The following is a 26,996-nucleotide window of genomic DNA, read 5'->3' on the forward strand; positions in this document are numbered from 1 at the left end:
TCGCTGGGTGTTGGGGGCTCGTTGTGGTTATTACGCCGCCGGCCGGGGGGCGCCCCACCGGGGCCTTCCGCGTGTCCGGGTTCGGGGGGTTGCCTGCCCTGCCTGGGAGGCGTGGCGGGGGCCTCGGGAAGGCGCTGGCACGCCTGGGAAGCCGCCGGGGGTGGCTGGGAAGGTCATGTGGGGCAGGGTGAAGCGCCCGTGGGTGCGGCGAGAAGCCTGTGACCTGCTTGAAAGGGCCGCTGATGAGCGTCTGCGGCTGATGTTCCCGGCTGGTCTGGGACGAGGCGCGGGGGCCTCGGGAAGGCGCTGGCACGCCTGGGAAGCCGCCGGGGCCGGTCGGGAAGGTCATGTGGCGCAGGGGAGCCGCCGCACGCCTGAGGCGCTGCTCTGGTCGGCGCACTCGACGGGTCTGCCGCGGGGGTTCGGCGTAAGTCGCTGATATGCCTGGAATGCGGCGACAAGCGTCGGAAGAAGCCCCTGACCTGCTTGGAAGGCGGCGGACAGGTGTTCGCGGAGCAGGCGCGACGCAGATGTCTCGGCCGCCGACATAGACGTAAATGGGAGCGCGGGACCCTGCCGCGGAAACGTCCAATGGCCGCCCGCCAAGCGTCCCAGTCGTACGCTCGCCACTGGTGAGGCGTCCAGAAATTCGCCGGGCCCTGCGCATTTCGACGAAGTCTCCGAGGGGTTCCCGCGACGTCCCGGACCGGCTCCCGGGAACGCCTGTCGCCCCAATAGAAATAACGCCGCCACGCCTGCGAACACGTCCCGCACAAGCGAAACCGCCGCCTCTCCACCCGACTTGGTTGCCAGAGGCGAACTTTTGTCGAGCCGGAGAGACGGCGGCTGAAAACGTCTGCACGCAGCCTCAGGGGCGCGGCAGCGGTGAGGCCAGGTAGTGCGCCGACACCAGCGTTGGCCAGCGCGAAGGTGAGTCCGAAGTGGACCAGGTGCCGAACGGCCTGGTGAAGGCCAGCACCCACACGCTGCCCTTCTTGCACGGGAACTCGTCGAACCGCAGCCCGCCCAGTTCGGCCAGCGACTGCACCACGGACGGGATCACGCCGCCCTGCGAGGACACGACGGCCCGGTCTTCCAGGGCGGCCACCTCCAGCAGCCGCACGAGGCCGGCGTCCGGGTCGGGCCAGTAGCCCTCCTCGGACAGCCGCGCTTCCTCGACGATGTCGACGGAGAGGTCCTCTGCCACGCCTCGCACGGTGTCCGCGCAACGCACCCTGGGCGCCGTGTGGACGCGGGCTGGTGCCCACAGGGGCAACAACGACCGCAGTGCCGCGGCTTGCTTCCAACCCGCGTCGGACAGCGGGCGGAGATCGTCGTCGTCGTTCCACTCGGACCGCTTGCCTGCCTTCGCGTGCCGCACGAGCAACACCAGCAACAGGTCCGCGGGCAGCCGGCCGAACTCCGCCAGCACCGCCCGGTCGTGTGAGTACGTCAGCAGAGAAGAAGCGTCGGCGATCGGCAACCAGCGCAACGAGTCGACCTCGTCGTTGGCCACGAACGAACCGGAGACGGCCTCGGCGGCGTAGTAGTCGACGGTCTTCGCGTCGCCTCTGACCGTGTAGGAAATCTGCTTCAGGAACCGTCCCAGCACGCACGAGTACCCGGTTTCCTCCCGGATCTCACGCGCCGCGCAGGCGGGGATCGTCTCGCCGCGATCCAGTTTTCCCTTCGGCAGGGACCAGTCGTCATAACGCTGGCGGTGCACCACCGCGATTTCGACGTCACCGTCGGCCTCGCGCCAGAGCACCGCCCCAGCAGCTTTGATCACCCAAGAGCTCCGTGCTTGTGCAGCAGATCCATCTGATGGTCGCGCACCGACGAACCGTCGGACGGCGATGCTTCCCATTCTCCGTCAGAACGCAGCACCCAGCAGCGCGTCTGAGGGTCGAGCGCCGAGGTGTAGACGTCCGCCAGCTGCGCGGCCAGGCGGGGGCTGATGACGCGCACGGCCACCTCGACGCGGCGGTCCAGGTTGCGGTGCATCATGTCCGCGCTGCCGATCCAGTACTCGTCGGAGGCGACGAAGTGGAAGATCCGCGAGTGCTCCAGGAAGCGGCCGAGGATCGAGCGCACCTTGATGTTCTCGGACAGGCCCTTGATGCCCGGCTTCAGGCCGCAGATGCCGCGCACGATCACGTCGACGGGCACGCCCGCCTGTGATGCCCGGTACAGCGCGTCGATGACCTGCTCGTCCACGAGCGAGTTCACCTTGATCCGCACGCCGGACGGCTGACCCGCCTGCGCCTGCTCGATCTCCAGGTTGATGCGGTCCACGATGCCCTTGCGGACGCCGTAGGGCGCGACCATCAACGAGCGGTACTCGTCCTGGCGCGCGTAGCCGGTCAGCACGTTGAACAGATCCGTGAGGTCCGCGCCGATCGTCGGTTCGGCCGTGAGGATGCCGACGTCCTCGTACAACCGCGCGGTCTTCGGGTTGTAGTTGCCGGTGCCGATGTGGCAGTAGCGCCGGATCGTCGAACCCTCCTGGCGCACGACCAACGACGTCTTGCAGTGCGTCTTGAGGCCCACCAGGCCGTAGACGACGTGCACGCCCGCCTTTTCCAGCGCCCGCGCCCACTTGATGTTCGCCTGCTCGTCGAACCGGGCCTTGAGCTCCACCAGCGCCACGACCTGCTTGCCCGCCTCGGCCGCGTCGATCAGCGCGTCCACGATGGGCGAGTCGCCGGAGGTGCGGTACAGCGTCTGCTTGATGGCGAGCACGTGCGGGTCGGCGGCGGCCTGTTCGATGAACCGCTGCACCGACGTGGAGAACGAGTCGTACGGGTGGTGCACGAGGACATCGCCCTCGCGCAGCGTCGCGAAAACGCTCTTCGGTGTCTCGCGCTCGCCGAACGCCGGGTGCGTGGCCGGCACGAACGCCGGGTCCTTCAACGTCTTGCGGTCGATGCCGTAGAGCTGCCACAGGCACGACAAATCGAGCAATCCAGGCACGGTCACGACGTCGTGCGGGTCGACGTCCATCTCCCGCAACAGCAGTTCGAGCATGTGCTCGGTCATGTCGTCGGCGACCTCGAGGCGCACCGGCGGGCCGAACCGGCGCCGCGCGAGCTCGCGTTCCAACGCCTGCAACAGGTCCTCGTCACGGTCCTCTTCGACCTCGAGGTCCGCGTTGCGCGTCACGCGGAACGCGTGGCACTCGATGACCTCCATGCCGGCGAACAGCTCGCCCAGGTGCGCGGCGATGAGTTCCTCCAGCGGCAGGAAAGTCGCGGAGGAAGACGAACGGTCCGCCTCCACCCGCACCAGCCGCGGCACGTTGTCCGGCACCTTCACGCGGGCGAACCGCTCGCCGCCGCCCTCGGGGTCGCGCACGGTCACCGCGAGGTTCAGCGACAGTCCGGAGATGTAAGGGAACGGGTGCGCCGGGTCCACCGCGAGTGGCGTGAGGACCGGGAAGACCTGCTCGCTGAAGTAGTTGGAGAGCCGCAAACGGTCGTAGTCCGTGAGGTCGCCCCACGCCACGATGCTGATCCGGTGCTCTTCCAGACCGGGCCGGATGTGGTCGAGGAACGCGCGGGCGTGCTGCTCGACGAGTTCCTGCGAACGCTTGGAGATCGACTGCAACTGCTCGAGCGGCGTGAGCCCGTCCGCGCTGCGCACCGTGAGCCCGGTCTCCGCGCGCCGCTTCAGACCCGCGACCCGGACCATGTAGAACTCGTCCAGGTTCGAGGCGAAGATAGCGAGGAACTTCGCGCGCTCGAGCAGCGGCTGCGAGGAGTCCTCCGCGAGCGCCAGCACGCGGGCGTTGAAGTCCAACCAGGACAGTTCACGGTTGAAATACCGGTCGTCCGGCAGGTCGGTGGGCAGGACGCTCGACGTCACCGCAGGCGGCGCCGAGGGGACACCGCGCACCGGCGTCGAGATCGGCTGAGTCGGCTGGGTCTTCCGCCGCGGTGGGTTGGAGGCCCGCCTGGTAGCCGCGCGAGGCTGCTTCTGCGGGGTCGCCGCCGCCTTGCTACGCGTGGAGCGGCGTCGGGAGGGGCTCGCCTTGTCGTCGCTGTCGTCCGTGCTCACGCCCCGCATTGTTCCGCACTATCGCCGGAAGCGCCCCCAAGCAGGACATCCGTCTGGTGAACTCCTCGTCACAGAACAGGCATGCGCACGGCGGTGACGCCCCCGTCGGGACTACGTTCGAGGGTCACCCGCTGACCCGGACGCAGCATCCGCCAGCCACCCGCGGTGACCGCGGTTGCGCTCACATCGAGCAGGACGCCGTCGTCTCGAAGGACGGTCGCGGATCCGTCACTGTTAAAAGTAGACACAGTCGCCTGCACAGCCCAGAAGCCTAGACGTTCGGACCTACACGTCTCATTCGCGGCGCTGCCAGGGTCGATCCATGAAGGTTATTGCCACGATCACTGCGGCGACCCTGTTGGCCTTCACCACGGCAGGACTGGCATCGGCTGCGGCGGCCGAGCCCAGGACTCCCGAGGTGGACAAACCACGACTCCAGGCGGCGGCCAAGAACGTGCGCCTGAAGGCCTCCCTTCCCGGCACCGAACGGGCCATCTCGATCGCGTTCGCCCAGTACGGGCATCGCGACGTGGCGTTCGTAAGCATGGAGACCGGGCTGAAGACGTTCGACGTCACCGATCTGGACCAGCCGAAGCTCCTCGACCACCTCACCAAGGAGGAGATGGCGCTGCCGGGCGACGACCCGACGAAGCGCTTCTGGGAGAACGAGGACATCAACGTCGACCCCAAGCGCAAGCTCGCGTTCCTGGCGCGTGAGGTCAACTCGTTCGGGCGCGCCCTGCCGGGTGACCGCCCGACCGGCAACTACATCGTGTCCGCTGTGGACCCGAGCGATCTGAAGGTCCTGAGCTTTCACAGGCAGAACACCGGCCACACCAGCACCTGCATCAACGACTGTTCCTTCCTGTGGACGGCCGGACTGGACAGGTCGGACGCCAAGACCGGGCGGATCTTCGTCACCGACATCCGCGATCCGAAGACGCCGAAGGAACTTCCGGTCTCGGTCGACGTCCGCGGCAAAGCGGGCGAAGGCAAGATCACGCACGACGTCCAGGTCGACGCCCAGGGCATCGCGTGGGTCGCCGGCGACGACGGCACCCGCGGCTACTACACGCAGGGCTGGCACCGCGACCCGTTGAGCGGCAAGTACCGCGAGGCGAAGGCGTGGGACCCGGTCCCGTACGCGGGCGGCACCGTGCCGAAGGCGGACATGCCGACCTCGTTCACGCACAACTCGTTCCGCCCGATCGGCCGCACGCTCGACGACGGCCCGCGTCCCACGCGGGAGAACCCGCCCGGCTCGCTGCTGCTGCACACCGAGGAAGCGTTCGGTTCGCCCACCTGCAAGACCGAGGGCCGATTCGTCATCTCCTCACTGCAGGGCACGCACAACGGTGAGGGCTGGGGCGAGACGCCCAAGGAGATGAAGACGGTCGGCATCTGGAGCCCGGACGACCAGGAGGGCACGATCCCCGGCAACGTCACATGCTCCGCGCACTACTTCGACGTGCAGAAGAGGATCGTGGCCTACTCCTGGTACAACCAGGGAACCCGGTTCCTGGACATCTCGAACCCGGCCAAGCCGATCCAGGTCGGCTACTGGCGACCGGACACCGCGACCTCGTGGGCGCCGTACTGGCACCGCAACACCGTTTTCGTCGCCGACATCTCGCGCGGCGTCGAGATCCTCCAACTGGAGAAGGGCGCTTACGACGCCCAGGCGAGCGGCACGCCCGTGACGCTCACCGAGCACTACGCGCAGGAACTGGCCAGGGAGAGCGACCGGGAACCCGTGCCGCTCGCCCCGAACCCGTTCTACGGCTGGGCCTGCCCGATGGTCGCGAGCCGCGACGACTCGGACTGCGGCGTGGGAGCCTGCGGCGCACCCTGCTGAGTCGTCTGCTGGGTCACCTGCCGGGCGACTCCAGCCCGGACAGCGGCCTGAGCGCGCTGGCGGGTGATCACACGTCGGCCGACGTTGATCATCGGGATCTCCACGGTCACGTAGAGAACACTCGCCAGCGCCAGTCCCAGCCCGGTGACCACCGCGGCCTGGCCGAGACCCGACAAAGCGGGCCAGAAGAACCAGATGATGGTCGCGGCGATCGTCTGCACCAGGTAAAGCGAGTACGAGCGCTCACCGACGAACTGCATCGGCTTCGTGGACAGGAAGGTCGTGACCGGTCCCGGCGCGATCAGAGCCGCGAGCAGCACCGCCGTCGCGAGTGCGTACACCGGAACGACCAGCACGTGACCAGGAATTCCGTTGATCCCGTCCAGGAATCCGGCGATCGGCTTCACGCTCAGGTGCACCGCGATGAATCCAATCGAGACGATCGCCTGCGCGACCGGACTCGTGAGCGGCCGCAACAGCGCGAACGCGCGCGGGCTGTGCAGCGCGATGGCGAGCAGAACGCCGGTCAGGATCGAGAAGTAGTGCAGCGGCCAGCCGGGGTTGCTGTGCGAGCTGGTGAAGTTGACGATCACGACGGCGAGCAGCATGCCGAGGGCGGCGGCACCGGCGCGGCGCCGGAGCACGACGGTGCCCAGCGCGATCGCCACCAGCGGCCAGACCAGGTAGAACTTCTGCTCGATGCCCAGCGACCAGGACTGTCCGTACGGGCTGGCGCCGGCGAACTCGTTGGTGAACGTCAGGAAGTACTTGAGCGCGGGCCCGATCCCGTTGCTGACGAACGTGCCGTACAGCGCCGAGCCGACCGCGGTGACCAGCAGCAGCACGAAGTAGACGGGCAGAATCCGGAACGCCCGCCGCAGGTAGAACTCCTTGAGCGAGATCTCGCCGGTACGACGTTCCTCGCGCAGCATCAGCGTGGTGATCAGGAATCCGCTGAGGACGAAGAACATCTGGACACCCGCCCAGCCCTGCAGCCAGTCCGGGCCCCCGTAGTGGAAGAACACCACCAGCACCGCGGCAATGGCCCGAAGACCGTCAAGAGCGGGAAAGCGGCGCAACGCCAGGTAGTCGGCGTGCGTCAACAACTTCATGCAGGTACACCTCGGGGCAACGCGTCGGGGAAACGACGTCGGGGGATGCGTCGTCATGGGGGGATACGGATGTAAAGGTGCTGGGGTTTCCCGTTACGTTGCTCTGAACAACCTTTTCGTGTTGTTCGTCACGGCGTTAACAGGTGGGCAGCGGCGAAAGTGAAGACAGCGGCGCGGACGAGGCCACCCGCCATCCCTGCTGCGTAAGCGCTCCGCCGTGCACCTCGAGCCAATAAGCACCTTCGGTCGTGTGCATGGTCGCGCCGCTGCGCATGTCCGTGACGTACGAGGCCTCGGACTGCCAGGACACGAAGTCGCCGCTGACCCGCGGGAACAGGATGCCCTCCGTCCTGGGCGCGGACTTGATCTCGGCGAGCTCACGCGGTTCGGTCCAGCCCTCGCGCCAGCCGCGCAACGCATCATCCTGCGTCCACACGACCGTGCGGCCGTCCGAGGCGACGCGGTCGCCGGGCCTGGCGTTCTTCAGCTGCTCGGGCAACGCGTCGACCGCGCGGAACTTCCCGTCCTGCAGCCAGATGACCGCGTCACCCAGGAAAGCGGGCGACGAACCCTGACCCACGACCTTGTCCTTCTTCTTGGCGAGGTCGTAGACGTGCACGCCTTTGCTGTCCGACCAGGCGGCTTTGCCGTTGTGCACCACGGCGCCGGCGTCGCCGATCCGCACGGGCGCGCCGTCGTTGCGGGCGTCCCACGCGTAGGTGGTCGTGGTGCGGTCGGCCGGGCCGGGACTCGTCGAGAACGTCACCCAGCGGCCGTCGAACTCGACGCCGAAGAGCTGCCCGTCGTTCTGCACCGCCATCACCTGCTGGCGCTTCTTGCTGTCGCGCAGCACGAGTTCGGTGGTCCTGTTGCGCGTGGTCTTGACCAGCGTCGTGTCACCGTTCTCGTTGGCGCCGACGACCGTCACCTGCTCGTGCGAGCCGGCTTCTGTTCGGTCGCGTGCCAGCCGGTCTTTCCAGTTCTGGGGAAGGTCCACGCGGCACGATGTGAGCTTGCTCGGTGCCGTGTAGTCGGAAGGTCGGTCGATCGGTACAACGGCGACACAGCCGGCGATGGCCGTGACAGCCGCCAGCGCGATGAGCGCTCGCATCAGTCTCCCAAATCGTGATCACCCCGGTGACCCGGAAGACGCGTGAGGACAGCTCAGGTTGTCCAGGCGGGCAAGGCGTTCGCGGTGTGCACGCCTAGACCGAGCGTGAGGGCGAGGCGCAGATCTTCTTCCGTGTCCACGTCACAGCGCAGCGACGGCCACGGCCCGAGCAGCGCGACCGCACCGGAAACCCGGTGATGCCCGGCCGATCCGACGCCGAACCGCGGATCCAGCGCACCGCCGGGAGCCGCGAGCAACAACGTGGTGCCGGTGCCCTGCCGGTCCGGGACGAACGCGCGCCGCCCGGCCGCGGCTTCGAGCGCGGCCTGGAGCTCGGCCGACCGCAACGCGGGCAGGTCCGCCTGGAGCGCGCCGATGCGAGGTGATCGAAGCGTGCGCGCGCCGTGGTCGAGCGCCGCGTTGAGTCCGGGCTCCGGTGGTTCGGGCACCGAATCGACACCCAATGCGGCCATTTCGGACGCCACCGCCGGATCCGATGTGATCGTCACCACGCGCCGGACGCCGGGCGTGGCGAGAGCGGCGCTCACCGTGTCCATGGCGAGCGCCAGCGCCAGCGCCGCGTGTGACACCGGATCTCCGCCGGTGGCGCTGGTCAGCCTGGTCTTGGCCCTGCCGAGCGTCTTGACCGGGACCACGAGGTCGACTTCGTCTCGCACCTCGTCATAGTCCACGATCTGACGACGAGCCCGTCGACCCCTAACCCTCATCGTTCGATTTTCGCCGCTCAGACGGGTGCATCGTGGTGCCGACCCCCGCCCCTCATATCGGGCATATGGGGGGCGGGGGTCGGCACCACGAGGTGCCCTGCTGAGCGCCGGAAGCGAGCGATGAGGATTGGGGTCGACGGGCTAATGTGCTCATGGGCGCAGGTTCGTGCAGGTCCGGGAGTGAGGAGAGGGTCCACGTGGCCAAGGAGAAGGGCGGCTTCTGGGTCGGGGTCGCCGCGGCGATCGTCTATCCCATGTCGTTCGTGCTGGGCAGGCACCGGATCCTGCACGGCGACCGCATCCCGCGCGAGGGATCGGCGCTGCTGGTGATGAACCACATCTCGCACCTCGACCCGTGCTACGACGCCGTGTTCGTGCACCGCAACGACCGGGTGCCGCACTTCCTCGCCAAGCACAGCCTGTGGAACGTGCCGATCATGGGTTCGATCCTGAAGGGCGCGAAGCAGATCCCGGTCTACCGGGGCACCTCGGACGCGCAGCAGAGTCTGCGGGCGGCGCACGAGGCGCTGGAGACGGGTCAGCTGGTGGTGATCTATCCGGAGGGCACGATCACCAAGGACCCCGACGGCTGGCCGGCGAACTCCCGCACCGGCGTGGCGCGGCTCGCGCTGCAGCACGACGGCCCGGTCATCCCGGTCGCCCGCTGGGGCACCATGGATCTTTACAACCACTACCAGAAGAAGTTCCGGCCGCTGCCGCGCAAGACGATCACCCACTTCGTCGGTGAGCCGGTCGACCTCTCCGCCTACCGCGGCAAGGAGGAGACGCTCCCGGTGCTGCGCGAGGTGACGGATCTGCTGATGGGCAAGGTCAAGGACCACCTCGCCGAGGTCCGTCAGCAGCAGGCCCCCGAAGGCTATTACGGACCGAGGAAGGCCTGACCATGGCGATCGAACGCGTTGCGGTGCTCGGCGCCGGTTCGTGGGGCACGACGTTCGCGAAGGTCATCGCGGACTCGGGTCCCGAGGTCGTGCTGTGGGCGCGGCGGCAGGAGATCGCCTCGGCGATCACCGAGACCCGCGTGAACGCCGACTACCTCCCCGGCATCTCGTTGCCCGGCAACCTGGCGGCCACCTCCGACCCGGCGAAGGCGCTGGACGGGGCGGACGCCGTGGTGCTGGCGGTGCCGTCGCAGACGTTGCGGGTGAACCTGTCGGCGTGGAAGGAACTGCTGCCGCCGGACGCGACGCTGGTGTCGTTGTCCAAGGGTGTCGAGCTCGGCACGTTGAAGCGGATGAGCGAGGTCATCCGCGAGGTCGCCGGCGTCGACGAGTCGCAGGTGGCCGTGGTGTCCGGGCCGAACCTGGCCAAGGAGATCGCCGTCGGGCAGCCGACCGCGACCGTCATCGCGTGCACGGACCACGACCGCGCGGTCGACCTGCAGCACGCGTGCTCGAACTCCTACTTCCGCCCGTACACCAACACCGACGTGGTCGGCTGCGAGCTGGGCGGGGCGTGCAAGAACGTCATCGCGCTGGCATGCGGCATGGCGGCCGGCATGGGCTACGGCGACAACACGATGGCGTCGATCATCACGCGCGGCCTGGCCGAGACCGCACGTCTCGGTGCGGCGCTGGGTGCGGACCCGCTGACGTTCGCGGGCCTGGCGGGGCTCGGTGACCTCGTGGCGACCTGCGCGTCGCCGTTGTCGCGCAACCGGTCCTTCGGCGAACGGCTAGGCAAGGGCGAGACGCTCGCGCAGGCCCAGGAAGCCGCTCACGGACAGGTCGCCGAGGGCGTGAAGTCCTGCTCGTCGATCCGCGAGCTCGCGGCCGCGCACGGCGTCGACATGCCGATCACCGAAGGCATCCACCAGGTCTGCCACGACGGGCTGAGCGTGCGCGACCTCGGCGCCGCGCTGCTGGGCCGCGACCGGAAGCACGAGCGCCAGTGACCGAGCTGGGTGACGGCACGCGGGTCGTGCACGCAGTGTCGGGTGCGCCGGGCGAGCCGTTCGGCGCGCAGCCGGTGTTCGCGTCGGCGTTCCACTTGGGCGGCTCGGACTACTACGGCCGTGCGGGCAACCCGACGTGGCGATCTCTGGAAGCCGCGCTGGGTTCGCTCGAGGGCGGGGAATGCGTTGTCTTCCCGTCCGGGATGGCGGCCATCTCCACGTTGCTGCGGGTCGTTCTGTCCACTGGGGACACTCTGGTGGTGCCGTCGGACGGCTACTTCCTGACCCGCAAGTTCGTGTCCGAAATGGACGTGAACGTGGTCGAGGTGCCCACGAGCGGACCGTATCCGTCCTTCGACGGGGTGAAGCTGGTGCTGCTGGAGACGCCGTCGAACCCCGGCCTGGACGTGTGCGACATCGCGGATCTCGCCGCTCGGGTGCACGCGGTGGGCGCGTTGCTGGCCGTGGACAACACGACCGCGACGCCGTTGGGGCAACGGCCGCTGGAGCTCGGCGCGGACATCGTGGTCGCGTCCGACACCAAAGCGGTCGCCGGCCACAGCGATGTCCTTTTCGGACACGTGACGGTGGCTTCTCCCGAGCTGGCCGCTCGGGTGCGCGACTCGCGGACGTTGAACGGCGCGATCCCCGGGCCGTTCGAGACGTGGCTCGCGTTGCGCGGCCTGGGAACCTTGGACCTGCGGCTCGCGCGGCAGGCGGAGAACGCGGAGGCGATCTACGCGCTGCTCAAGGGCCGGGTCGAAGGCCTGCGCTGGCCCGGTGCGCCGGAAGACCCCGCGTACCTCGTGGCGGCGCAGCAGATGCGGCGGTTCAACGGCGTGTTGACGTTCGAGCTGGAATCGGTCGCGGCGGTGGAGAAGTTCCTGGCGCGCTCGAAGCTCGTGTCGGCGGCGACGTCGTTCGGCGGCCTGCACTCCACGGCCGACCGGCGCGCGCAGTTCGGCGACCCGGTGCCCGAGGGCCTGGTGCGTTTCTCGGCCGGCTGTGAGGACACGCGGGACCTCGTCGCGGACGTGTCCCACGCTTTGGGACTGGATTGACGGAGGGTCCCGGTTCCGGGACCCTCTTCCGCATGTCCTTCACTGCTCTGTGTTGTACCTGGCGATAGTCCCGCGTCCTCTTTTCGCGCATTCGCCACGGTTAGGACTGTTTTCCCCGATGTTCGCCGTTCCCGAGAACAGCACCGTTCTGCCTGAAAACACCGCGCTCCTGCACCCCGTCCGGGTGGCTTTGGCGTGGGCGGCCGACCGCGATCGCTGGAAGCACCTGCTCCGGTACGACCCGGAAGAGCGCTTCTCGGCGTTGGTCGACAAGACCGACGACCAGGAGATCTGGCTGATGAGCTGGCTCCCTGGTCAGACCGCGTCGCTGCACGACCACGACACCACCTCCGGCGCGTTCACGGTCGTGAGCGGCCTTCTGACCGAGGTCGTGACCACGCGCATCCAGGTCGTGCACTCACTTCACGCCGGTCAGTCACGCGTGTGGGGGCCTGGCTACGTGCACCAGGTGCGCAACGACGGCGTCGACCCGGCCGTGTCGCTCCACGTGTACCGCCACGGCACACGCGCCATGACCCCCTACCGCTACGACCCGGTCAACGGCCCCGTGCGCTGACGTGCGGCGGGATGCCCTTGTCCGTCTCGTGCGGCACCGGCGCACCCCACGTCTGGATGAGCGGCATGTGCCCGGCCCACACCAGGTTGGCTTCGAGGTCTGACGGCTCCTCGCCAGGCCCGCCGTCACGCACCTTGACGCTCGCCTCGGTGAGGTCGATCTCCAGCGCGGCGGTCTGCGCGAGCTCCTTCTTGGACGGCTGACGCGCGTAGTCCCAGCTGCCCGGCGTGACGTGCTCGACGATCGTGCGCAGCGCGTGCTCGGCGTCCTCGGCGATGTTGGCGGTGCCGTGGATGATCGCCGACCGGTAGTTCATCGAGTGGTGGAACACCGACCGCGAGTAGACGACGCCGTCCACGAGCGTGACCGCGACGCAAACCTGCTTGCCTTCCAGCATGCTCCTGATGGACCGTGAGCCCGTCGACCCGTGCAGGAAGATGCGGTTGCCGTCCCGCCCGTACGCGGTGGGGATGAGGAACGGCGCCCCGTCGACCTCCACGGCGAGATGGCAGACCAGGCCCGCGTCGAGGATGTCGTAGAGCACCTGGCGGTCTTCGACGGCTCGCTTCTTGCCGCGGACGACGGTGCTGCGCGGGGTGGGGGAGAGCTGCGTTTCAGCGGTCATGCTCCTACTGTGACGGCAGAAGTGGCATCATTGAAGCGCCAGTATCCGTCGATTTGAGAAGGCCACTTTGCGCCTCAGGCCCGCTGGGAGTGTCGGTGCTGTCTGGGAGAATTGAAACAAGGGGTCCCCTTCGCGGGGGGACGCCTGCGCGAGCATGGGCGGCCGGCCGTGGCTGAGACCGCGCTCCCCGTCGCACTCGACCGCGAGTCGCCCGAACCACTCGCCGTCCAGCTGGCCGACGCCCTGCGTTCCGCCGCCTCCGAGGGCAGGCTGCGCGCGGGCGACCGGCTCCCGTCCACACGGGCGTTGGCCGAGAGCCTCCAAGTTTCCCGCACGGTCACCGCCGCCGCCTACGAGCAACTGCACGCGGAAGGCTGGATCGCGGGTCGCCACGGCTCCGGCACCTACGTCACGACGACGCCGCCCGGCCCGTTGCGCAAACGTTCGCGCAAGCCGGTCGTGCCCGCCATCACCGACTTCGTCGACCTGGGCACCGGCGCACCGTGGGCGAGCGGCCTCGATCGCGCGGCCTGGCGGAGGGCATGGCGGGCCGCGGCCGACACCCCACCGTTGTTCCGACCCGAACGCGCCGGGCTGTCCGACTACCGCGAGGCCATCGCCGAACACCTGCTGCGCCACCGCGGGCTGGCCGTCAACGCCGACCCCGTTCTGGCCACCGGCGGCACCACGGCGGTGCTGACCGAGATCGCGGTCGCGGTGCTCCAGCGCGGCGACGCCGTGGCCGTCGAGGAACCCGGCTACCAACGGGCGGTGGGCGTCTTCCGCGCCGCCGGCCTCAAGGTCGTGCAGGCGGCCGTCGACGCCGAAGGGCTGCTCCCGGACGCCGTGCCGGCCGGCGTGAAAGCCGTCTACTGCTCGCCCGCCCACCAGTACCCGCTCGGCGGGCGCATGTCGGCCGGGCGCAGGGTCGCGCTGGTCGAGCGGGCGAGACGGGACGGCTGGCTGGTCATCGAGGACGACTACGACGGCGAGCTCCGATATGACGTGGCGCCGCTGCCGTCACTGGCCGCGCTGGCCCCGGACGTCGTGGTCCACCTCGGCACCACGAGCAAGATCCTCACCCCGACGCTGGGCGCGGGCTGGATGGTCGCCCCCGAGCACATCGCCACGGCCGTGCTCGAACACCGTGACCTGACCGGTACCAGCCCGGCGGCCGCGGGACAGCGGGTCGTCGTCGAGCTGGCCCGCATGGGCGACCTCGGCCGGCACCTGCGCAAGCTGCGCCGAGAGCTGTCCGAACGGCGCGCGCTCATCATCGACACGTTCGCCGACGCGGGTATCAAGGTGCTCGGCGACGACGCGGGCGCGCACGTCGTGGTGTTGCTGCCCAGTGCCGAACAGGAGCGCGAGCTCATGAGAATGGCGCTCGAACGCGGCCTGCGGGTCGACGGGCTGGCGCGGCACTACGTGAACCGGGCCAAGCTGCACGGGCTCGTCATCGGATACAGCGCGTGCTCGCGCGAGCAACTCGTCAACGCCCTGCCCGTGCTCACGGAATTGCTGAGCCGATGACCCCCTTCGTCCCCGACGACTTCGTGGTCCCGCGCGAGCTCACCACGGAGTCGTTCCGCCTGGAGCCCCTCGGCCCGCGGCACAACGACCGCGGGCAGGGTTCACCTACTCGGTGGTCGACGAGGAGGAGGTGATCGGCTGCGTGTACATCTACCCGCTGCGCGACGACCGCACCGTGGCGGACGTGCACTCCTGGGTGCGTGCCGACCGGGCTGACCTGGACAAGCCGCTCTACGACGCGGTTTCCACCTGGCTCGTCAACGACTGGCCGTTTCCGGAGATCCGCTACGCGCCGCGACCTCCAACTGGCGAGTAGGCACAATCGCCCAAACGGGTAGGGTCGCCCGCATGACGCAGCGCAAGACGAGGGTGGCCGTGGTCTTCGGCGGCCGCAGCTCCGAGCACGAGGTCTCCTGCCAGTCCGCCAAGAGCGTCCTGCCCTACCTGGACGCGGACCGCTTCGAGGTGGTGCCGGTCGGCATCACGCCGCAGGGGCAGTGGGCGCTCGGCACGGACCCGAACGCGCTGGAATCGGGCGCCGGCAACCTCCCCACGCTGCGCAACAAGGCCGACATCACCCCGATCGAGCCGGGCGTCGCGCTCCAGGACGTGGACGTGGTCTTCCCGCTGCTGCACGGCGCGTGGGGTGAGGACGGCACGATCCAGGGTCTGCTCGAACTCGGCGGTCTCCCGTACGTCGGGCCGGGCGTGTTCGCGAGCGCCGCCGCCATGGACAAGGTCTTCGCCAAGAAGATCCTCGAGGCCGAGGGCCTGCCGGTCGGCAAGTTCGTCGCGCTCGACCGCGCCGCCACCACGCTGACCCTCGACGAGCGCGAGCACCTCGGGCTGCCGGTGTTCGTGAAGCCGTCGCGCGCCGGGTCGTCCGTCGGCATCTCCAAGGTGAACGACTGGGCTGACCTGGACGCCGCGATCTTCGAGGCGCGCCAGCACGACCCGAAGGTCATCATCGAGGCCGCCGTGCCCAACGTGCGCGAGATCGAACTCGCGGTGCTGGAGTTCCCGGACGGCCGCGTCGAGGCCTCGCTGCCCGCCGAGCTGCGTCCGGTCGGCACGGGCGCCGACTGGTACGACTTCGAGGCCAAGTACGTCAACGACTCCTACGAGGCAGACATCCCCGCGAAGCTCGACGACGACATCACCGCGCAGCTGCGTGAGATGGCCGTCGTCGCGTTCAAGGCGCTCGACTGCCAGGGTCTGTCCAGGGTGGACTTCTTCCTCACCGAGCAGAACGAGCTCATCGTCAACGAGCTCAACACCATGCCCGGTTTCACGCCGATCTCCATGTACCCCAAGGCGTGGGAGGCGACCGGCATCGACTTCTCGACCCTGCTGACCACCCTGATCGAGACGGCGATCGCGCGCGGCTCAGGCCTCCGTTAGGGCCCGGCCTTCACCGGCTGCTTCGGCAGCAGGTCGCGCACCGTCGTGGAGATGTCCTGCAACGGTCCGGTGCCCGCGTCGTCGGGCACCGTCAGCGCCACGTACGCCTCGCGGTCCACGATCACCCACGTCGAGCTGCCGGAACCGGGCAGCTGCAACCACTGCACGTCGGAGATCACCCGGAGCTGCGAGGTCGCCGACAGCTCGGACGGCCGCGGCATCCCGCACCGCAGAACCACCGGATCGTGTTCGGCGTCACCCCACGCGACGGTGGCGAGCGGCGCGGGCGAGGCGAGCTCCCGGCGCGGCAGCATGTCCTTCCCGGACGGCAGCCCCACCGGCAGCTTCTCGATCAGCGACACGCACGTCGGTGAGCCCGCGTCCGGTGCGTCGATCGAGACCAGCGCGAGGGGACCCGTGCGACCGGGTACGTCCTGCGTCTGGTTTCCCGTGCCCAGCACTAGACCGAGCGTGGCGACACCGATGGCGAGCAGCACGGCGAGCCCGACCGCCGCGAGCAGCGGCCGGGACAGCGCCGACGTGGATTCCTGCTGAGTCACCCAGTTATGACAACACGAGCTAGAGATGCACCACCGGGCAGGTCAACGTCCGGGTGATTCCCTCGACGTTCTGGATCCGCGCGACCACGAGCTGGCCGAGCTGGTCGACGGTCTCCGCTTCGGCGCGCACGATGACGTCGTAAGGACCGGTGACGTCTTCTGCGGTTGCTACGCCGGTGATTCCGGAGATCTCGGAGGCGACTGCGGCGGCCTTGCCGACCTCGGTCTGGATGAGGATGTATGCATGCACCACGGCGTGCCCCTTCGTCGCGACAGGTTGGGTCGAGGTAGGAACGTGTCACGCAACGTACCCCAGTTGGGGTTCCGAATGCTCAGATTGGGAGGCAACTTTGCGTCCGGAGCCGCCGCGCGACGCGGAGACGGTCGCCGCCGTGGGTGAGTTCAATCTCATCCATCGGGTGACGACCGGTCGGGCGCAACCCGAGACGACCATCCTCGGTCCCGGTGACGACGCGGCTGTGGTCGCCGTTCCGGACGGCAGGGTCGTGGCCTCCATGGACGTGCTGGTCGAAGGTGTCCACTTCAGACTCGACTGGTCCAGTCCCGAGCAGGTGGGCCGAAAAGCGGCCGCCGTGAACCTCGCGGACGTCGTCGCGATGGGAGCGTTGCCGTCCGGTCTGCTCGTCGGGATCGCGTGCCCGCCGGACACTCCCGCGGCGACGGTCGAGGGGATCATGTCGGGACTCTGGCAGGAGGCGGCGATGGCCGGCGCGGGCATCGTCGGCGGCGACATGGTCAGCTCCGCCACGCTGGTGATCTCGATCACGGCCATGGGTGACATGAACGGGCTCGAGCCGGTCACGAGGTCCGGCGCGCTCGTCGGGGACGTCGTGGCGGTGAGCGGAAGACTCGGCTGGGCGGCCGCGGGACTGGCCGTGCTGGGGCGCGGTTTCCGTTCCCCGGTGGGCATCGTGAACGCCCAGCGCACGCCGGAGCCGCCGTACGAGGAGGGCCCCAGGGCCGCGGAGGCCGGCGCCACTTCGATGATCGACGTCTCGGACGGACTGCTGCAGGACCTCGGCCACATCGCGGACTCCAGCGGCGTCGCGATCGACATCCGCACCGAACTCCTGCCGCTGCACCAGCGTCTGCTCGACGTCGCGTCGGCGCTCGGCGGTGACGCGCGGCACTGGGCGTTGACGGGAGGCGAGGATCACGCGCTCGCGGCGACGTTTCCCGGCCCCAAGTCGGTTCCGGAGAACTGGACGACCATCGGCACGGTTCGCGCGGGCGAGGGTGTGACGGTCGACGGGAGGGTTTACGAAAAACCTCCTGGCTGGGAGCACTGGCGCGCGTAAACTGGTCGATGTGGAACTATGCACGCGGACGTATGACCATCCAGACTCGGTCAAGATGATCGCTGACCTGCAGCAGGTCTACGTCGAACGCTACGGCGACGTCGACGTCACGCCGGTCGACCCGGCGCAGTTCGCCGCACCGCTCGGCTACTTCGTGATCGGCTACCTCGACGGCGTGCCCGTCGCGTGCGGTGGCTGGCGCATCAACCCCGAACTCGACGGCGCCGCCGAGATCAAGCGGATGTACGTCGTCGACTCCGTGCGCGGCAAGGGCCTCTCCCGGTTGGTTCTCGCCCACCTGGAACAGACCGCGCGCGAGGGGGGCCTGGCGCGGATGGTGCTCGAAACCGGTCTCCGCCAGCCGGAGGCGATCAGCCTGTACACCTCCAGCGGGTACGAGCAGATCGACAACTTCGGCGTGTACCGGGACCACCCGGAGAGCCGCTGCTTCGGGAAGTCGTTGTAGGTTCGGGCGCATGGCCATTTATGCGTTGGGGGACTACACGCCGCAGATCCACCCGGACGCGTACGTGCACCCGGATGCGACGGTGATCGGTGACGTGCGCATCGGCGCGTTCTCGTCGGTGTGGCCGCAAGCCGTGCTGCGCGGCGACTACGGGCGCATCGTCGTCGACGAGCGCACGTCGGTCCAGGACGGCACGGTGATCCACTGCACCGAGGTCCACCCGGTGCACATCGGTTCGTCGTGCGTCATCGGCCACAACGTGCACATCGAGGGCGCGACCGTCGCGGACGACTGCCTGATCGCCTCGGGTTCGGTGGTACTCAACGGTTCCATCGTGGAAAAGGGCGCGATTGTCGGCGCCGGCGCGGTGGTCTCGTTCGACGGCCACGTCCGCGAACGTTCGATGGTGCTGGGAGTTCCTGCTCGCGAGCGTCCCGGACATGTTGTGCCAGAACAGGCCTGGGCATTCATCGTAGAGAAATACGTTCAGAACATCGCCTTGTACCGGGAGAAGCTCCGTCGGCTGGATTGAGTGAGATAGGGTTCACAGCCGTGGCTCGTCCCCTCAACGAAGTTGTCGAAGCCGGTTGGGCTGAAGCTCTCGCCCCCGTTGCTGACCAGATCGCCGCCATGGGTGAGTTCCTGCGCGCGGAGGTCGCCGCCGGCCGCACCTACCTGCCGGCGGGTGAGAACGTGCTGCGAGCGTTCCAGCAGCCGTTCCACCAGGTGAAGGTGCTGATCGTCGGACAGGACCCGTACCCGACGCCCGGCCACGCGGTCGGCCTGTCGTTCTCGGTGGCCCCTGACGTGCGGCCGATCCCCAAGTCGCTGGTGAACATCTACAAGGAGTACGCGGAGGACCTCGGTCACCCGTTGCCCTCCAACGGCGACCTCACGCCGTGGTCCGAGCGCGGTGTGCTGCTGCTCAACAGGGCGCTCACCGTGCAGCCCGGTAAGGCGAACTCCCACCAGGGCAAGGGCTGGGAGGCCGTGACCGAGCAGGCGATCAAGGCGCTGGCCGCTCGCGACGCACCTCTTGTCTCCATTTTGTGGGGCCGCAACGCCCGCAACCTGCGCCCCTTGTTGGAACCGTTGCCCGCCATCGAATCCGCGCACCCGTCGCCGCTTTCCGCGCACGCCGGGTTCTTCGGCTCGAAGCCGTTCAGCCGCGCCAACGAACTGCTGGAGAAGCAGGGCGCCGACCCGATCGACTGGAAGCTTCCGTAGTTCCGCACCCAAGACGAGATCTCTGGCTGACGGCCGCGGGAGCGGCCGTCTCCGAGTTCGGCAACGCGTTGTCGCTGCTCGTCCTGTTGTTCTGGGCGACGCCGATCAGCTCGTTGCTCGTCGCCGCGATCCTGGTCGCGGAACTGCTGCCGCTCGTGCTCGGCGCACCGCTGGCCGGTGTCCTTGTGGACAGACTGCCCAACCGCCGCCTGCTGATCATCGCGTTGCTGTTCCAGGGCGCCGCGATCGCCGCCATCGCGCCGTTGATGGGTCAGCCCGTGTTCGTCGTGGCCCTGGTGTTCCTGTCCGGCTGCGGTCGTGCCGTCGCCCAGCCGGCCACCTCCTCGTTGATGCCGCACATCGCGGGCGAAGAAGAAGCGACGCGCGGTTATGCGTGGCTCGGCACCTCGCGCAGCATCGGCAACATCGCGGGCGTGACCGGTGGCGCGTTGCTGGCCGGGTTCTTCGGTCACGCCTCGGCGATGCTCATCGACGGCTGCACATTCATCGTTTTCGCCGCGCTGCTGGCGTTCGTGCGCTCGGAACGCAGGCCGTCCGGCGAACACGAGAAGCGGCCGAGCGCGCTGGCCGGCATTCGCCACGTGCGGCGCGATCCCGTGTTGTTCGCGGCGATTCTCGGGCTGGCGTGCTTCGTCGGCGCCGTTGTGGTGATCAACGTGGCCGACCCCGCGTTCGTGCGGTTCGTGTTGCACGGCGACGAGTTCCTGCTGGGTGCGATGCAGGCGTGCTGGATGATCGGCGTGATCGTCGGCAACAGGCTGTCCGCGCGGCTGACGACCGTTCCCCAGGTGGCGTACGCGCTCGCGATCACCGGCATCACCACGGGCATCGCGGTGCTGATTCCGGCCACCTTCCCGTTCGTCGTGGCGGCCGGGATCGGCTGGTTGATCGGTGGTGTGTCGAACGGCGTGGACAACGTCGCGGTGAACGCGATCGTCCGGCTGCGCACGCCCGAGAAGATGCGCGGGCGGGCGTTCGCCGCCGTTGGGTCGATGGTGACCGGCGCGAACCTGCTCGGCACGGCCACCGCAGGCCTGTTGTTGCTGTTCATGGGGCCTCGGGCGGTGTTCGCGCTGGGCGGCACCGGGGCGTTGCTCAGCGGTGTCGCGTGCCTGGTGTTCGTGCACCGAGCCCTGCGCCGTCAGGCCGCCAACGGTGACGTGGACCGGTACCAGGACACTGTCTCGCCAAGCCCCTGACGCAGCGCCCGTGGTGTGACCAGCTGGTACATCCGCGTGGTGTCGAACGGGCGAGGGGGCGCGCCGGTCGGTTTGGTGAGATCGAGCCGCACACGCTCGGGCACGTCCAGGAGCGCGCACAACGTCCGAGCCAGTTCGAGGATCGAGATGGTCTCGCGGGACGCCACGGTCAGCACGTCGTCGGCGTCCTGGGCGACCATCTCCAGCATCGCGGTCACGACGTCGCGCACGTGGACGAACGACCGCGTCTGCGAGCCGTCGCCCCAGATCTCGACGTCCTGACCGGAGGTGATCCTGGTGATCATCGCCGGGATCACCCTGTCGACCTTGTCCCGCGGACCGTAGACGTTCGACGGGCGCGGCAGGAAGATCCGCATGCCGTACTGCTTGCGGTACTGCTCTGCCAGCAGTTCGACCACGGACTTCGAGAGCGCGTAACCGTTGTCCGACTCGACGGACGCCTCGGCGGAGCTGACCAGCACGATGTTCCCGACACCGGTTTCGCGGGCGCAGTTGAGCACGTTCGAGCCGATGCGCAGGTTCGTGTCGAAGATCAGGGCGGTGTTGTCGCGCTTGAACGCCGCGTTGCCGTCCATCGCGGCGGTGTGGATCACCGTGTCCGCGCCGGGTGCCGCGTACCGCAGGACCGCGCGCAGTTCGTTCTCGTCGCGCAGATCGAGCGGGAACGTCTGGAGATTCGGCGCGGTGAACGGCGGTGGATCCGTGCGGTACAAGGCGACTACACGGGCGTTGGTGCTCAGCAGGGTTTCCACGACGTGCGAGCCGATGAACCCGCCCGCGCCCGTCACCACCACTGTCTTCATGTCGCCTCCACGAGTTGGGTGAGAGTCGAGACGACGGCTGCGGGTGGCGGCAGTGCCCGCATCTCGTCGCGGATCTTCTCCGCGGCCACGCGCGGCGCTGGATCGTCGAGCATCCGGCGGGCGTGGTCGCGGACGATGTCCGCGGTGACGTCGTCTCCGAGCAGCTTGCTTGCGGCGCCGACCGCTTCCGCGCGGTCGGCGTGGCGGTGCTGGTCACACATCTGCGGCAGGGCCAGCTGGGGCAGTCCCGCGTGCAGCGAGGTCATGGTCGTGCCCGACCCGCCGTGATGGATCACGGCGTCACACACCCGGAGCACCTGGTTGAGCGGCACCCAGTCGACGACGCGAGCGTTGGCGGGGACGGTGCCGGGGTCGAGCGCGCCGCCGCCCGTGATCACCAACACGTCGGCGTCGATGGTCTTGAGTCCTGCGAGAACCGTGCGCAGCACACGGTCGTGTTCGCCACCTGGGACGGGCACGCTGCCGAGCGTGACGCAGATCCTCGGCCTCGTGCGTGGCTCGAACAGCCACGCGGGGAGCACACCTGAGCCGTTGTAGGCGGTGTAGGCCATCGGCAGGCCTTCCGGCGCGTCCGGGTACTGAAGTGACGGCGGGCAGACGTCCACGAGCAGCGCCGGGTCGTCCGGGAATCCCCACTCGCGGTGCACCGGTTCGAGCGTGACGGCCTCCGCGGCGGCCAGCTCGGGCGGCAGCGCGACACCCCAGGTGTGCCGGACGAGCGGAATCCCGAGTCGTGCGGCGGCGATCGGCCCCGCGTACTCCCACGGTGTGTGCATTACGGCATCCGGTCGCCATCTCTCGGCCAGATCGATCACGCTCGGGACCGTGAAATGGGCGATTTTCGCGTAATGCTCGGTGACGTGCTCGATCAGAGCCTCGGTCACATTTTCGGAATAAAGTGCGTGATTCGAGTTCGCGAAGACAGTCCGGATGGACACCTCGCCCACCGCTGCGGCCGGTAGCCCGGTAGCGGCTCCCACCTGCGCGAACCGGTCAGGCAGCGCGAGCAGCACGTCATGCCCGGCGTTGGTCAACGCCCAGCTGAGTGGAATAAGTGGATACAGGTGCCCGTAACCCGGACAGCTTGTCACCAGGACTCGCACTCAACCAACGTAAGGGCAGGTTCGGGATTGTTTCAACATCGTCTTGATTGGCGAGTCAACTACACGTCTTGACTGGGTTTTTCCGTGAACTTTCCGGAAAAGCAGAAGAGCCCGGCCGAAGCCGGGCTCTTCCTGAACTAAAAACGAACTGTGGCGGTGATCAGCCGCGCACGACCTTGCCGGCCTTCAGGCAGGACGTGCACACGTTGATCCGCTGGCGCTGCGAGGCCGAAACCTTGGCGCGCACAGACTGGATGTTCGGGTTCCAGCGGCGGTTCGTCTTCCGCTGGGAGTGCGAAACCGAATGGCCGAAGCCCGGCCCCTTGCCACAGACGTCGCACACGGCAGCCACGTCAGCCACTCCTTCAGGTTCCTCAAGCGGTAAGTCTCGCGTCCCGGTGGGCGCGCAAGCGTGCACAAGCCTCAACCGGGCACGGCAACCCAATCAGGGTAGCCGGTGGCCTCACTCGCGACCAAACCGGGTGGATACTCTCGCCGCCATGCAGGTCATGGATGCGGTCGCGGTGCGCAGGTGGGCGGACGCATGCGTGCGGTCGTTGGACGCCAATCGGGAGTCCATCGACCAGATCAACGTCTTCCCCGTGCCCGATGGTGACACGGGCACCAACCTGCTGCACACGATGCAGTCGGCCCTCGACGCACTGCTGCGGTCGCCGATCTCCACGGTGGGTGACGCGCTGTCCGCGTTGGCCCGAGGCGCGCTCGCGGGGGCGCGCGGCAACTCCGGCGTGATCCTGTCCCAGGTGCTCAGGGGGCTGGCGGAGACCGTGCAGGAGGTGTCCCTCGTCACCGGCTCGGCGCTGCGCAAGGGCCTGCAACGGTCTGACGAGCTCGCCACGGCCGCTGTGTCCAAGCCGGTGGCCGGCACGGTCCTGTCAGTGCTGCACGCTGCCGCCGAGGCCGCGCGTGACTGCCCGTCCGACGAACTCGACGAGGTGGTGCTGGCGGCCTCGCGCGCGGGTGCCGTCGCGTTGGCTGACACGCCTCGTCAGCTGGCCGTGCTGGCCAAAGCAGGAGTGGTGGACGCCGGCGGGCGCGGCCTCGTTGTGTTGTTGGACACACTGGCCGCGGTGATCACCGGTCAGACCGTGGAAACCCCGATGGACGCGCCGTTGCTGCCGCGCACGCCCGAGTCGCTGACGACCGCGCGCGAGAGCGGGTCGTCGGAGTTCGAGTACGAGGTCATGTACCTGCTCGACGACACCTCGGAGGACGCGGTCGTGGAGCTGCGTGCGTCGTTGAACATGCTCGGCGACTGCGTGTCTGTCGTGGGCGACGGTGCTTCTTTGTGGACCGTGCACGTGCACTGCAACGACATCGGTGCGGCGATCGAGGCGGGTGTGCGCGCTGGGCGTCCGCACCGCATCACGGTGGCGCGGTTCGCCGACCAGATCGCCGCGCAGGCTTCACGGTTCGTGCGCGACCGGGCGATCGTGGTGGTGGTGAGCGGCGCCGTGGACCTGTTCCGTGCGGAAGGTGCCGCGGTGTTCGACCTCGCTACTACTTCGGCGACGCCCACGGACCTGTTGTCGTCCATCGTGTCGACGCGCGCGCGCCACGTCGCCGTACTACCTGGCGATCCGGACATCCGCGAGGCGCTCGAGGAGGCCGTGGCGTACGCACAGGCCGCAGGGCAGGACGTAGTGGTGGTGCCGACGTTCTCGCCCGTGCAGGCACTCGCGGCGTTGGCGGTGCACGACCCGTCCAGGCGTGCCGGTGACGACGTTGTCGCGATGGCCGAGGCCGCTGCCGCCACGCGTCGCGGTGAGCTCTCGATCGCCGCCGACGAGGCCATCACGTGGGTCGGCCGCTGCCAGCCGGGCGACCTGCTGGGCATGCTGGACGGCGAGGTCGTGCTGATCGAGCCAGGTCCCGCGTCGCCGGAGACGTTGATGGACCTGTCCTGCCGGCTGGTCGACCGCATGCTCAACGGCGGCGGCGAGCTGGTGACCGTGATTTTGGGCGCGGACAGTCCGGATGGTTTGGTGGACGTGCTCGAGGACCACCTGCGGGTCACCCATCCGGAGGTGGAAGTGACGGCGTATCCGGGCGGTCAGCCGGACGCGGTCATTTTTGTCGGTGTCGAGTAGTTCAATAGGGCGCGATGATCTCCTTCGACGACAAGCTGCAGCCGTTGCTCGGCAAGAAGACCGCCGACGCACTGGAGACCGGCCTCGGCCTCACGACGGTCGGTGACCTGCTGCGCCACTACCCGCGCCGGTACGACGAGCGCGGGAAGCTGACCGACATCCGCTCGCTGGAAATCGACGAGCACGTCACCGTGCAGGCCGAGGTCCGCAAGTGCACCAAGAGGCGGATGAAGGCGCGGCACGGCCACATGACCGAGGCCGTGATCACCGACGGCACCTCCGAGCTGCACCTGGTGTTCTTCGGCAAGGTGGCGTTCGTGGCCGAGCAGGAACTCCTGCCGGGCACGCGCGCCCTGTTCGCGGGCAAGGTCGGCCGCTACCGCCAGAACCTGCAGCTGGTGCACCCGGCGTTCGAGATCCTGACCGCGGAGCAGGACGGATCATCGTTCCTGCAGACGTTCCTGCCCGTCTACCCGGCCTCGCAGCACATCAACACGTGGAACATCGCGAACTGCGTGAAGCAGCTGCTGGAGATCTGGGACGGCGTGCCTGAGGACCCGCTGCCCTCCGACTTCCGCGCCGAGCACGGCCTGATCGGGCTGGAATCCGCCCTGCGGGCGATCCACCGGCCGGAGAGCTGGGCGGAGATCTCCGTGGCGCAGCTGCGGTTGAAGTGGGACGAGGCGCTGGCCGTGCAGCTGGCCCTGGCCCAGCGCCGCAAGGCGTCCACGGCCCGCCCGGCACCGTCCTGCGCGCGCCGGTCCGGCGGCATCCTGGACGCGTTCGACGCGCGGCTGCCCTTCAAGCTCACCAACGGCCAGGTGGAGGTCGGCGAGCAGATCGCCACCGACATCACGTCCGTCGTGCCGATGAACCGCCTGCTGCAAGGCGAGGTCGGCTCGGGCAAAACGATGGTCGCGTTGCGAGCAATGCTCCAGGCCGTCGACGCGGGCCGTCAGTCCGCGATGCTCGCACCCACCGAAGTCCTTGCGGCACAACACGCTCGCTCGTTGCAGGAGATGCTCGGCGACCTCGCCCAAGCCGGTCAGCTGGGCGGCGCGGAGGACGCCACACGCGTGACGTTGCTGACGGGCTCGATGAACACGGCGCAGCGGCGCCAGGCGTTGCTCGACATCGTGACCGGCGAGGCGGGCATCGTCGTCGGCACGCACGCGATCATCCAGGAGAAGGTCGAGTTCTACTCGCTGGGCCTGGTCGTGGTGGACGAACAGCACCGCTTCGGCGTCGAGCAACGCGCCGCTCTTAGTGCGCGGGGTGAACGGGAAAACCCGCACGTGCTGGTGATGACCGCGACACCGATCCCGCGCACGGTGGCCATGACCGTGTACGGCGACCTCGAAGTGTCCGCGCTGCGCGAGTTGCCCGGCGGCCGCTCGCCGATCAAGACCTCCGTGGTGCCCGTGCGCGAGAAGCCGACGTGGCTCGACCGCGCGTTCGCCCGCGTGCGCGAAGAAGTCGCCGCCGGCCACCAGGCCTACTTCGTCTGCCCGCGCATCGGCGACGAGGAGCCGGCGAAGTCCGAGGACGAGGACAAGCGCCCGGCCCTGTCCGTGGTCGACGTGGCGAACATGCTGGCGCAGGGCCCGTTGCGCGGCCTGCGCATCGAAATCCTGCACGGCCGCATGCCGTCCGACGAGAAGGACGCCGTGATGCGCGCCTTCTCGGCCAACCAGGTCCAGGTGCTCGTCGCCACCACCGTCATCGAGGTGGGCGTCAACGTCCCGAACGCCACCGTCATGGCCATCATGGACGCGGACCGCTTCGGCGTCTCGCAGCTGCACCAGCTCCGCGGCCGCGTGGGCCGAGGCAGCGCGCCCGGCCTCTGCCTGCTGGTGACGGAGATGCCCGAGATGACCGCGACCATGGAACGCCTGCGCGCCGTCGAGTCCACTCTGGACGGTTTCGAACTCGCCCAGCTCGACCTCGAACTGCGCCGCGAGGGCGACATCCTGGGCGCCGCGCAGTCCGGCCGCCGCTCGGGCCTGAAGATGCTCTCGCTGTTGCGCGACGAGGACATCATCGCGGACGCCCGCGTGGCGGCTCAGCTGGTGGTGGACGCGGATCCGGACCTGGCGAAGCACCCCGGGCTCGCGGGGATGGTGGCGACGCTGCTGACGGAGGAGAGGGCGGACTTCCTGGAGAAGGCCTAG

General features: G+C 68.7%; 26 protein-coding genes. 15 read left to right on the forward strand and 11 right to left on the reverse strand.

Translation table 11 applies throughout. The features are described from left to right. Window positions 1-868: 868 nt before the first annotated feature. Both ACWGE0_RS17355 and ACWGE0_RS17360 read right to left on the reverse strand, forming a co-directional pair. Window positions 869-1,786 carry an NUDIX hydrolase gene (locus ACWGE0_RS17355; RefSeq protein WP_452262086.1) on the reverse strand — a complete coding sequence of 306 codons (918 nt, stop codon included), beginning with the start codon at window positions 1,784-1,786 and terminating at the stop codon, window positions 869-871. Next, window positions 1,786-4,065, reverse strand: coding sequence for an RNA degradosome polyphosphate kinase (locus tag ACWGE0_RS17360; RefSeq protein WP_452261893.1), 2,280 nt, complete (start codon window positions 4,063-4,065; stop codon window positions 1,786-1,788). The genes ACWGE0_RS17355 and ACWGE0_RS17360 overlap by 1 nt, the downstream gene beginning before the upstream one ends. Window positions 4,066-4,378: 313 nt before the next feature. On the opposite strand from ACWGE0_RS17360, the gene ACWGE0_RS17365 reads away from it, so the two are divergent. Further along, window positions 4,379-5,911, forward strand: a complete 1,533-nt coding sequence (locus ACWGE0_RS17365; RefSeq protein WP_452261894.1) for a hypothetical protein — start codon at window positions 4,379-4,381, stop codon at window positions 5,909-5,911. Here ACWGE0_RS17365 and ACWGE0_RS17370 read toward each other — a convergent pair. From ACWGE0_RS17370 to cofC, 3 genes are all read right to left on the reverse strand, one after another. Then, window positions 5,833-7,023: an acyltransferase family protein gene (locus ACWGE0_RS17370; protein WP_452261895.1), complete on the reverse strand. Its 1,191-nt coding sequence runs from the start codon at window positions 7,021-7,023 to the stop codon at window positions 5,833-5,835. The genes ACWGE0_RS17365 and ACWGE0_RS17370 overlap by 79 nt on opposite strands. Before the next feature lie 136 nt (window positions 7,024-7,159). Next, window positions 7,160-8,134, reverse strand: coding sequence for a hypothetical protein (locus ACWGE0_RS17375; protein ID WP_452261896.1), 975 nt, complete (start codon window positions 8,132-8,134; stop codon window positions 7,160-7,162). 53 nt (window positions 8,135-8,187) lie between these two features. After that, complete coding sequence (cofC, locus tag ACWGE0_RS17380; protein ID WP_452261897.1) at window positions 8,188-8,811, reverse strand: 2-phospho-L-lactate guanylyltransferase; 624 nt, start codon at window positions 8,809-8,811, stop codon at window positions 8,188-8,190. A 203-nt stretch (window positions 8,812-9,014) separates the two neighbouring features. On the opposite strand from cofC, the gene ACWGE0_RS17385 reads away from it, so the two are divergent. The 4 genes from ACWGE0_RS17385 to ACWGE0_RS17400 all read left to right on the forward strand — a co-directional run bounded on the left by ACWGE0_RS17385 (window position 9,015) and on the right by ACWGE0_RS17400 (window position 12,415). Next, a complete protein-coding gene (locus tag ACWGE0_RS17385) occupies window positions 9,015-9,764 on the forward strand; it encodes a lysophospholipid acyltransferase family protein (protein ID WP_452261898.1) in 750 nt (249 codons plus the stop codon). Window positions 9,765-9,766: 2 nt separating this feature from the next. After that, window positions 9,767-10,777, forward strand: coding sequence for an NAD(P)H-dependent glycerol-3-phosphate dehydrogenase (locus ACWGE0_RS17390; protein WP_452261899.1), 1,011 nt, complete (start codon window positions 9,767-9,769; stop codon window positions 10,775-10,777). Beyond that, window positions 10,774-11,838, forward strand: a complete 1,065-nt coding sequence (locus ACWGE0_RS17395; RefSeq protein WP_452261900.1) for a cystathionine gamma-lyase — start codon at window positions 10,774-10,776, stop codon at window positions 11,836-11,838. Before ACWGE0_RS17390 ends, ACWGE0_RS17395 begins: the two co-directional genes overlap by 4 nt. A gap of 118 nt (window positions 11,839-11,956) precedes the next feature. After that, window positions 11,957-12,415 carry a cysteine dioxygenase gene (locus ACWGE0_RS17400; RefSeq protein WP_452261901.1) on the forward strand — a complete coding sequence of 153 codons (459 nt, stop codon included), beginning with the start codon at window positions 11,957-11,959 and terminating at the stop codon, window positions 12,413-12,415. Here the strand turns inward: ACWGE0_RS17400 and ACWGE0_RS17405 are convergent. After that, a complete protein-coding gene (locus ACWGE0_RS17405) occupies window positions 12,396-13,040 on the reverse strand; it encodes a pyridoxamine 5'-phosphate oxidase family protein (RefSeq protein WP_452261902.1) in 645 nt (214 codons plus the stop codon). The two genes, ACWGE0_RS17400 and ACWGE0_RS17405, sit on opposite strands and share 20 nt — an antisense overlap. Before the next feature lie 168 nt (window positions 13,041-13,208). Between ACWGE0_RS17405 and pdxR the strand changes: the two genes are divergently transcribed. From pdxR to ACWGE0_RS17420, 3 genes are all read left to right on the forward strand, one after another. Then, window positions 13,209-14,573 carry a MocR-like pyridoxine biosynthesis transcription factor PdxR gene (gene pdxR, locus ACWGE0_RS17410; RefSeq protein ID WP_452261903.1) on the forward strand — a complete coding sequence of 455 codons (1,365 nt, stop codon included), beginning with the start codon at window positions 13,209-13,211 and terminating at the stop codon, window positions 14,571-14,573. Between the two features lie 112 nt (window positions 14,574-14,685). Then, window positions 14,686-14,889: a hypothetical protein gene (locus ACWGE0_RS17415; RefSeq protein WP_452261904.1), complete on the forward strand. Its 204-nt coding sequence runs from the start codon at window positions 14,686-14,688 to the stop codon at window positions 14,887-14,889. Window positions 14,890-14,921: 32 nt separating this feature from the next. Continuing rightward, entirely contained in the window at window positions 14,922-15,974 is a 1,053-nt protein-coding gene (locus tag ACWGE0_RS17420) for a D-alanine--D-alanine ligase family protein (RefSeq protein ID WP_452261905.1), read from the forward strand. On the opposite strand, the gene ACWGE0_RS17425 is transcribed toward ACWGE0_RS17420, so the two are convergent. Together ACWGE0_RS17425 and ACWGE0_RS17430 are read right to left on the reverse strand one after the other, a co-directional pair. After that, window positions 15,971-16,534: a DUF3515 domain-containing protein gene (locus ACWGE0_RS17425; RefSeq protein WP_452261906.1), complete on the reverse strand. Its 564-nt coding sequence runs from the start codon at window positions 16,532-16,534 to the stop codon at window positions 15,971-15,973. The two genes, ACWGE0_RS17420 and ACWGE0_RS17425, sit on opposite strands and share 4 nt — an antisense overlap. 19 nt (window positions 16,535-16,553) lie before the next feature. After that, window positions 16,554-16,787: an Lrp/AsnC ligand binding domain-containing protein gene (locus ACWGE0_RS17430; protein WP_090008449.1), complete on the reverse strand. Its 234-nt coding sequence runs from the start codon at window positions 16,785-16,787 to the stop codon at window positions 16,554-16,556. A gap of 97 nt (window positions 16,788-16,884) precedes the next feature. Here ACWGE0_RS17430 and ACWGE0_RS17435 point away from each other — a divergent pair, with 97 nt between their 5' ends. From ACWGE0_RS17435 to ACWGE0_RS17455, 5 genes are read left to right on the forward strand one after another with little or no spacing between them, the layout of a single operon-like run. Continuing rightward, window positions 16,885-17,853 carry a thiamine-phosphate kinase gene (locus ACWGE0_RS17435; protein ID WP_452261907.1) on the forward strand — a complete coding sequence of 323 codons (969 nt, stop codon included), beginning with the start codon at window positions 16,885-16,887 and terminating at the stop codon, window positions 17,851-17,853. Window positions 17,854-17,908: 55 nt separating this feature from the next. Continuing rightward, entirely contained in the window at window positions 17,909-18,319 is a 411-nt protein-coding gene (locus ACWGE0_RS17440; protein WP_452261908.1) for a GNAT family N-acetyltransferase, read from the forward strand. 10 nt (window positions 18,320-18,329) lie between these two features. Then, window positions 18,330-18,851, forward strand: coding sequence for a gamma carbonic anhydrase family protein (locus tag ACWGE0_RS17445; protein ID WP_452261909.1), 522 nt, complete (start codon window positions 18,330-18,332; stop codon window positions 18,849-18,851). A gap of 20 nt (window positions 18,852-18,871) precedes the next feature. Next, on the forward strand, window positions 18,872-19,546 hold the full coding sequence (locus tag ACWGE0_RS17450) for a uracil-DNA glycosylase (protein WP_319970243.1): 675 nt from the start codon (window positions 18,872-18,874) through the stop codon (window positions 19,544-19,546). Window positions 19,547-19,572: 26 nt separating this feature from the next. After that, window positions 19,573-20,766 (forward strand): MFS transporter, encoded by a 1,194-nt coding sequence (locus ACWGE0_RS17455; protein ID WP_452262087.1) that lies wholly within the window; start codon window positions 19,573-19,575, stop codon window positions 20,764-20,766. Here the strand turns inward: ACWGE0_RS17455 and ACWGE0_RS17460 are convergent. From ACWGE0_RS17460 to rpmB, 3 genes are all read right to left on the reverse strand, one after another. Then, window positions 20,709-21,590, reverse strand: a complete 882-nt coding sequence (locus tag ACWGE0_RS17460) for an NAD-dependent epimerase/dehydratase family protein (RefSeq protein ID WP_452261910.1) — start codon at window positions 21,588-21,590, stop codon at window positions 20,709-20,711. The two genes, ACWGE0_RS17455 and ACWGE0_RS17460, sit on opposite strands and share 58 nt — an antisense overlap. Further along, window positions 21,587-22,714: a nucleotide disphospho-sugar-binding domain-containing protein gene (locus ACWGE0_RS17465; RefSeq protein ID WP_452261911.1), complete on the reverse strand. Its 1,128-nt coding sequence runs from the start codon at window positions 22,712-22,714 to the stop codon at window positions 21,587-21,589. The genes ACWGE0_RS17460 and ACWGE0_RS17465 overlap by 4 nt, the downstream gene beginning before the upstream one ends. A gap of 160 nt (window positions 22,715-22,874) precedes the next feature. Continuing rightward, the gene (gene rpmB / locus ACWGE0_RS17470; RefSeq protein ID WP_030467945.1) at window positions 22,875-23,066 is read right to left on the reverse strand and encodes a 50S ribosomal protein L28; all 192 of its coding nucleotides are present in this window, start codon (window positions 23,064-23,066) and stop codon (window positions 22,875-22,877) included. Window positions 23,067-23,214: 148 nt separating this feature from the next. Here rpmB and ACWGE0_RS17475 point away from each other — a divergent pair, with 148 nt between their 5' ends. Both ACWGE0_RS17475 and recG read left to right on the forward strand, forming a co-directional pair. Then, on the forward strand, window positions 23,215-24,825 hold the full coding sequence (locus tag ACWGE0_RS17475; RefSeq protein ID WP_452261912.1) for a DAK2 domain-containing protein: 1,611 nt from the start codon (window positions 23,215-23,217) through the stop codon (window positions 24,823-24,825). 14 nt (window positions 24,826-24,839) lie between these two features. Then, a complete protein-coding gene (gene recG, locus ACWGE0_RS17480) occupies window positions 24,840-26,996 on the forward strand; it encodes an ATP-dependent DNA helicase RecG (RefSeq protein WP_452261913.1) in 2,157 nt (718 codons plus the stop codon).

This window comes from Lentzea sp. NPDC054927 (genome assembly GCF_053610285.1).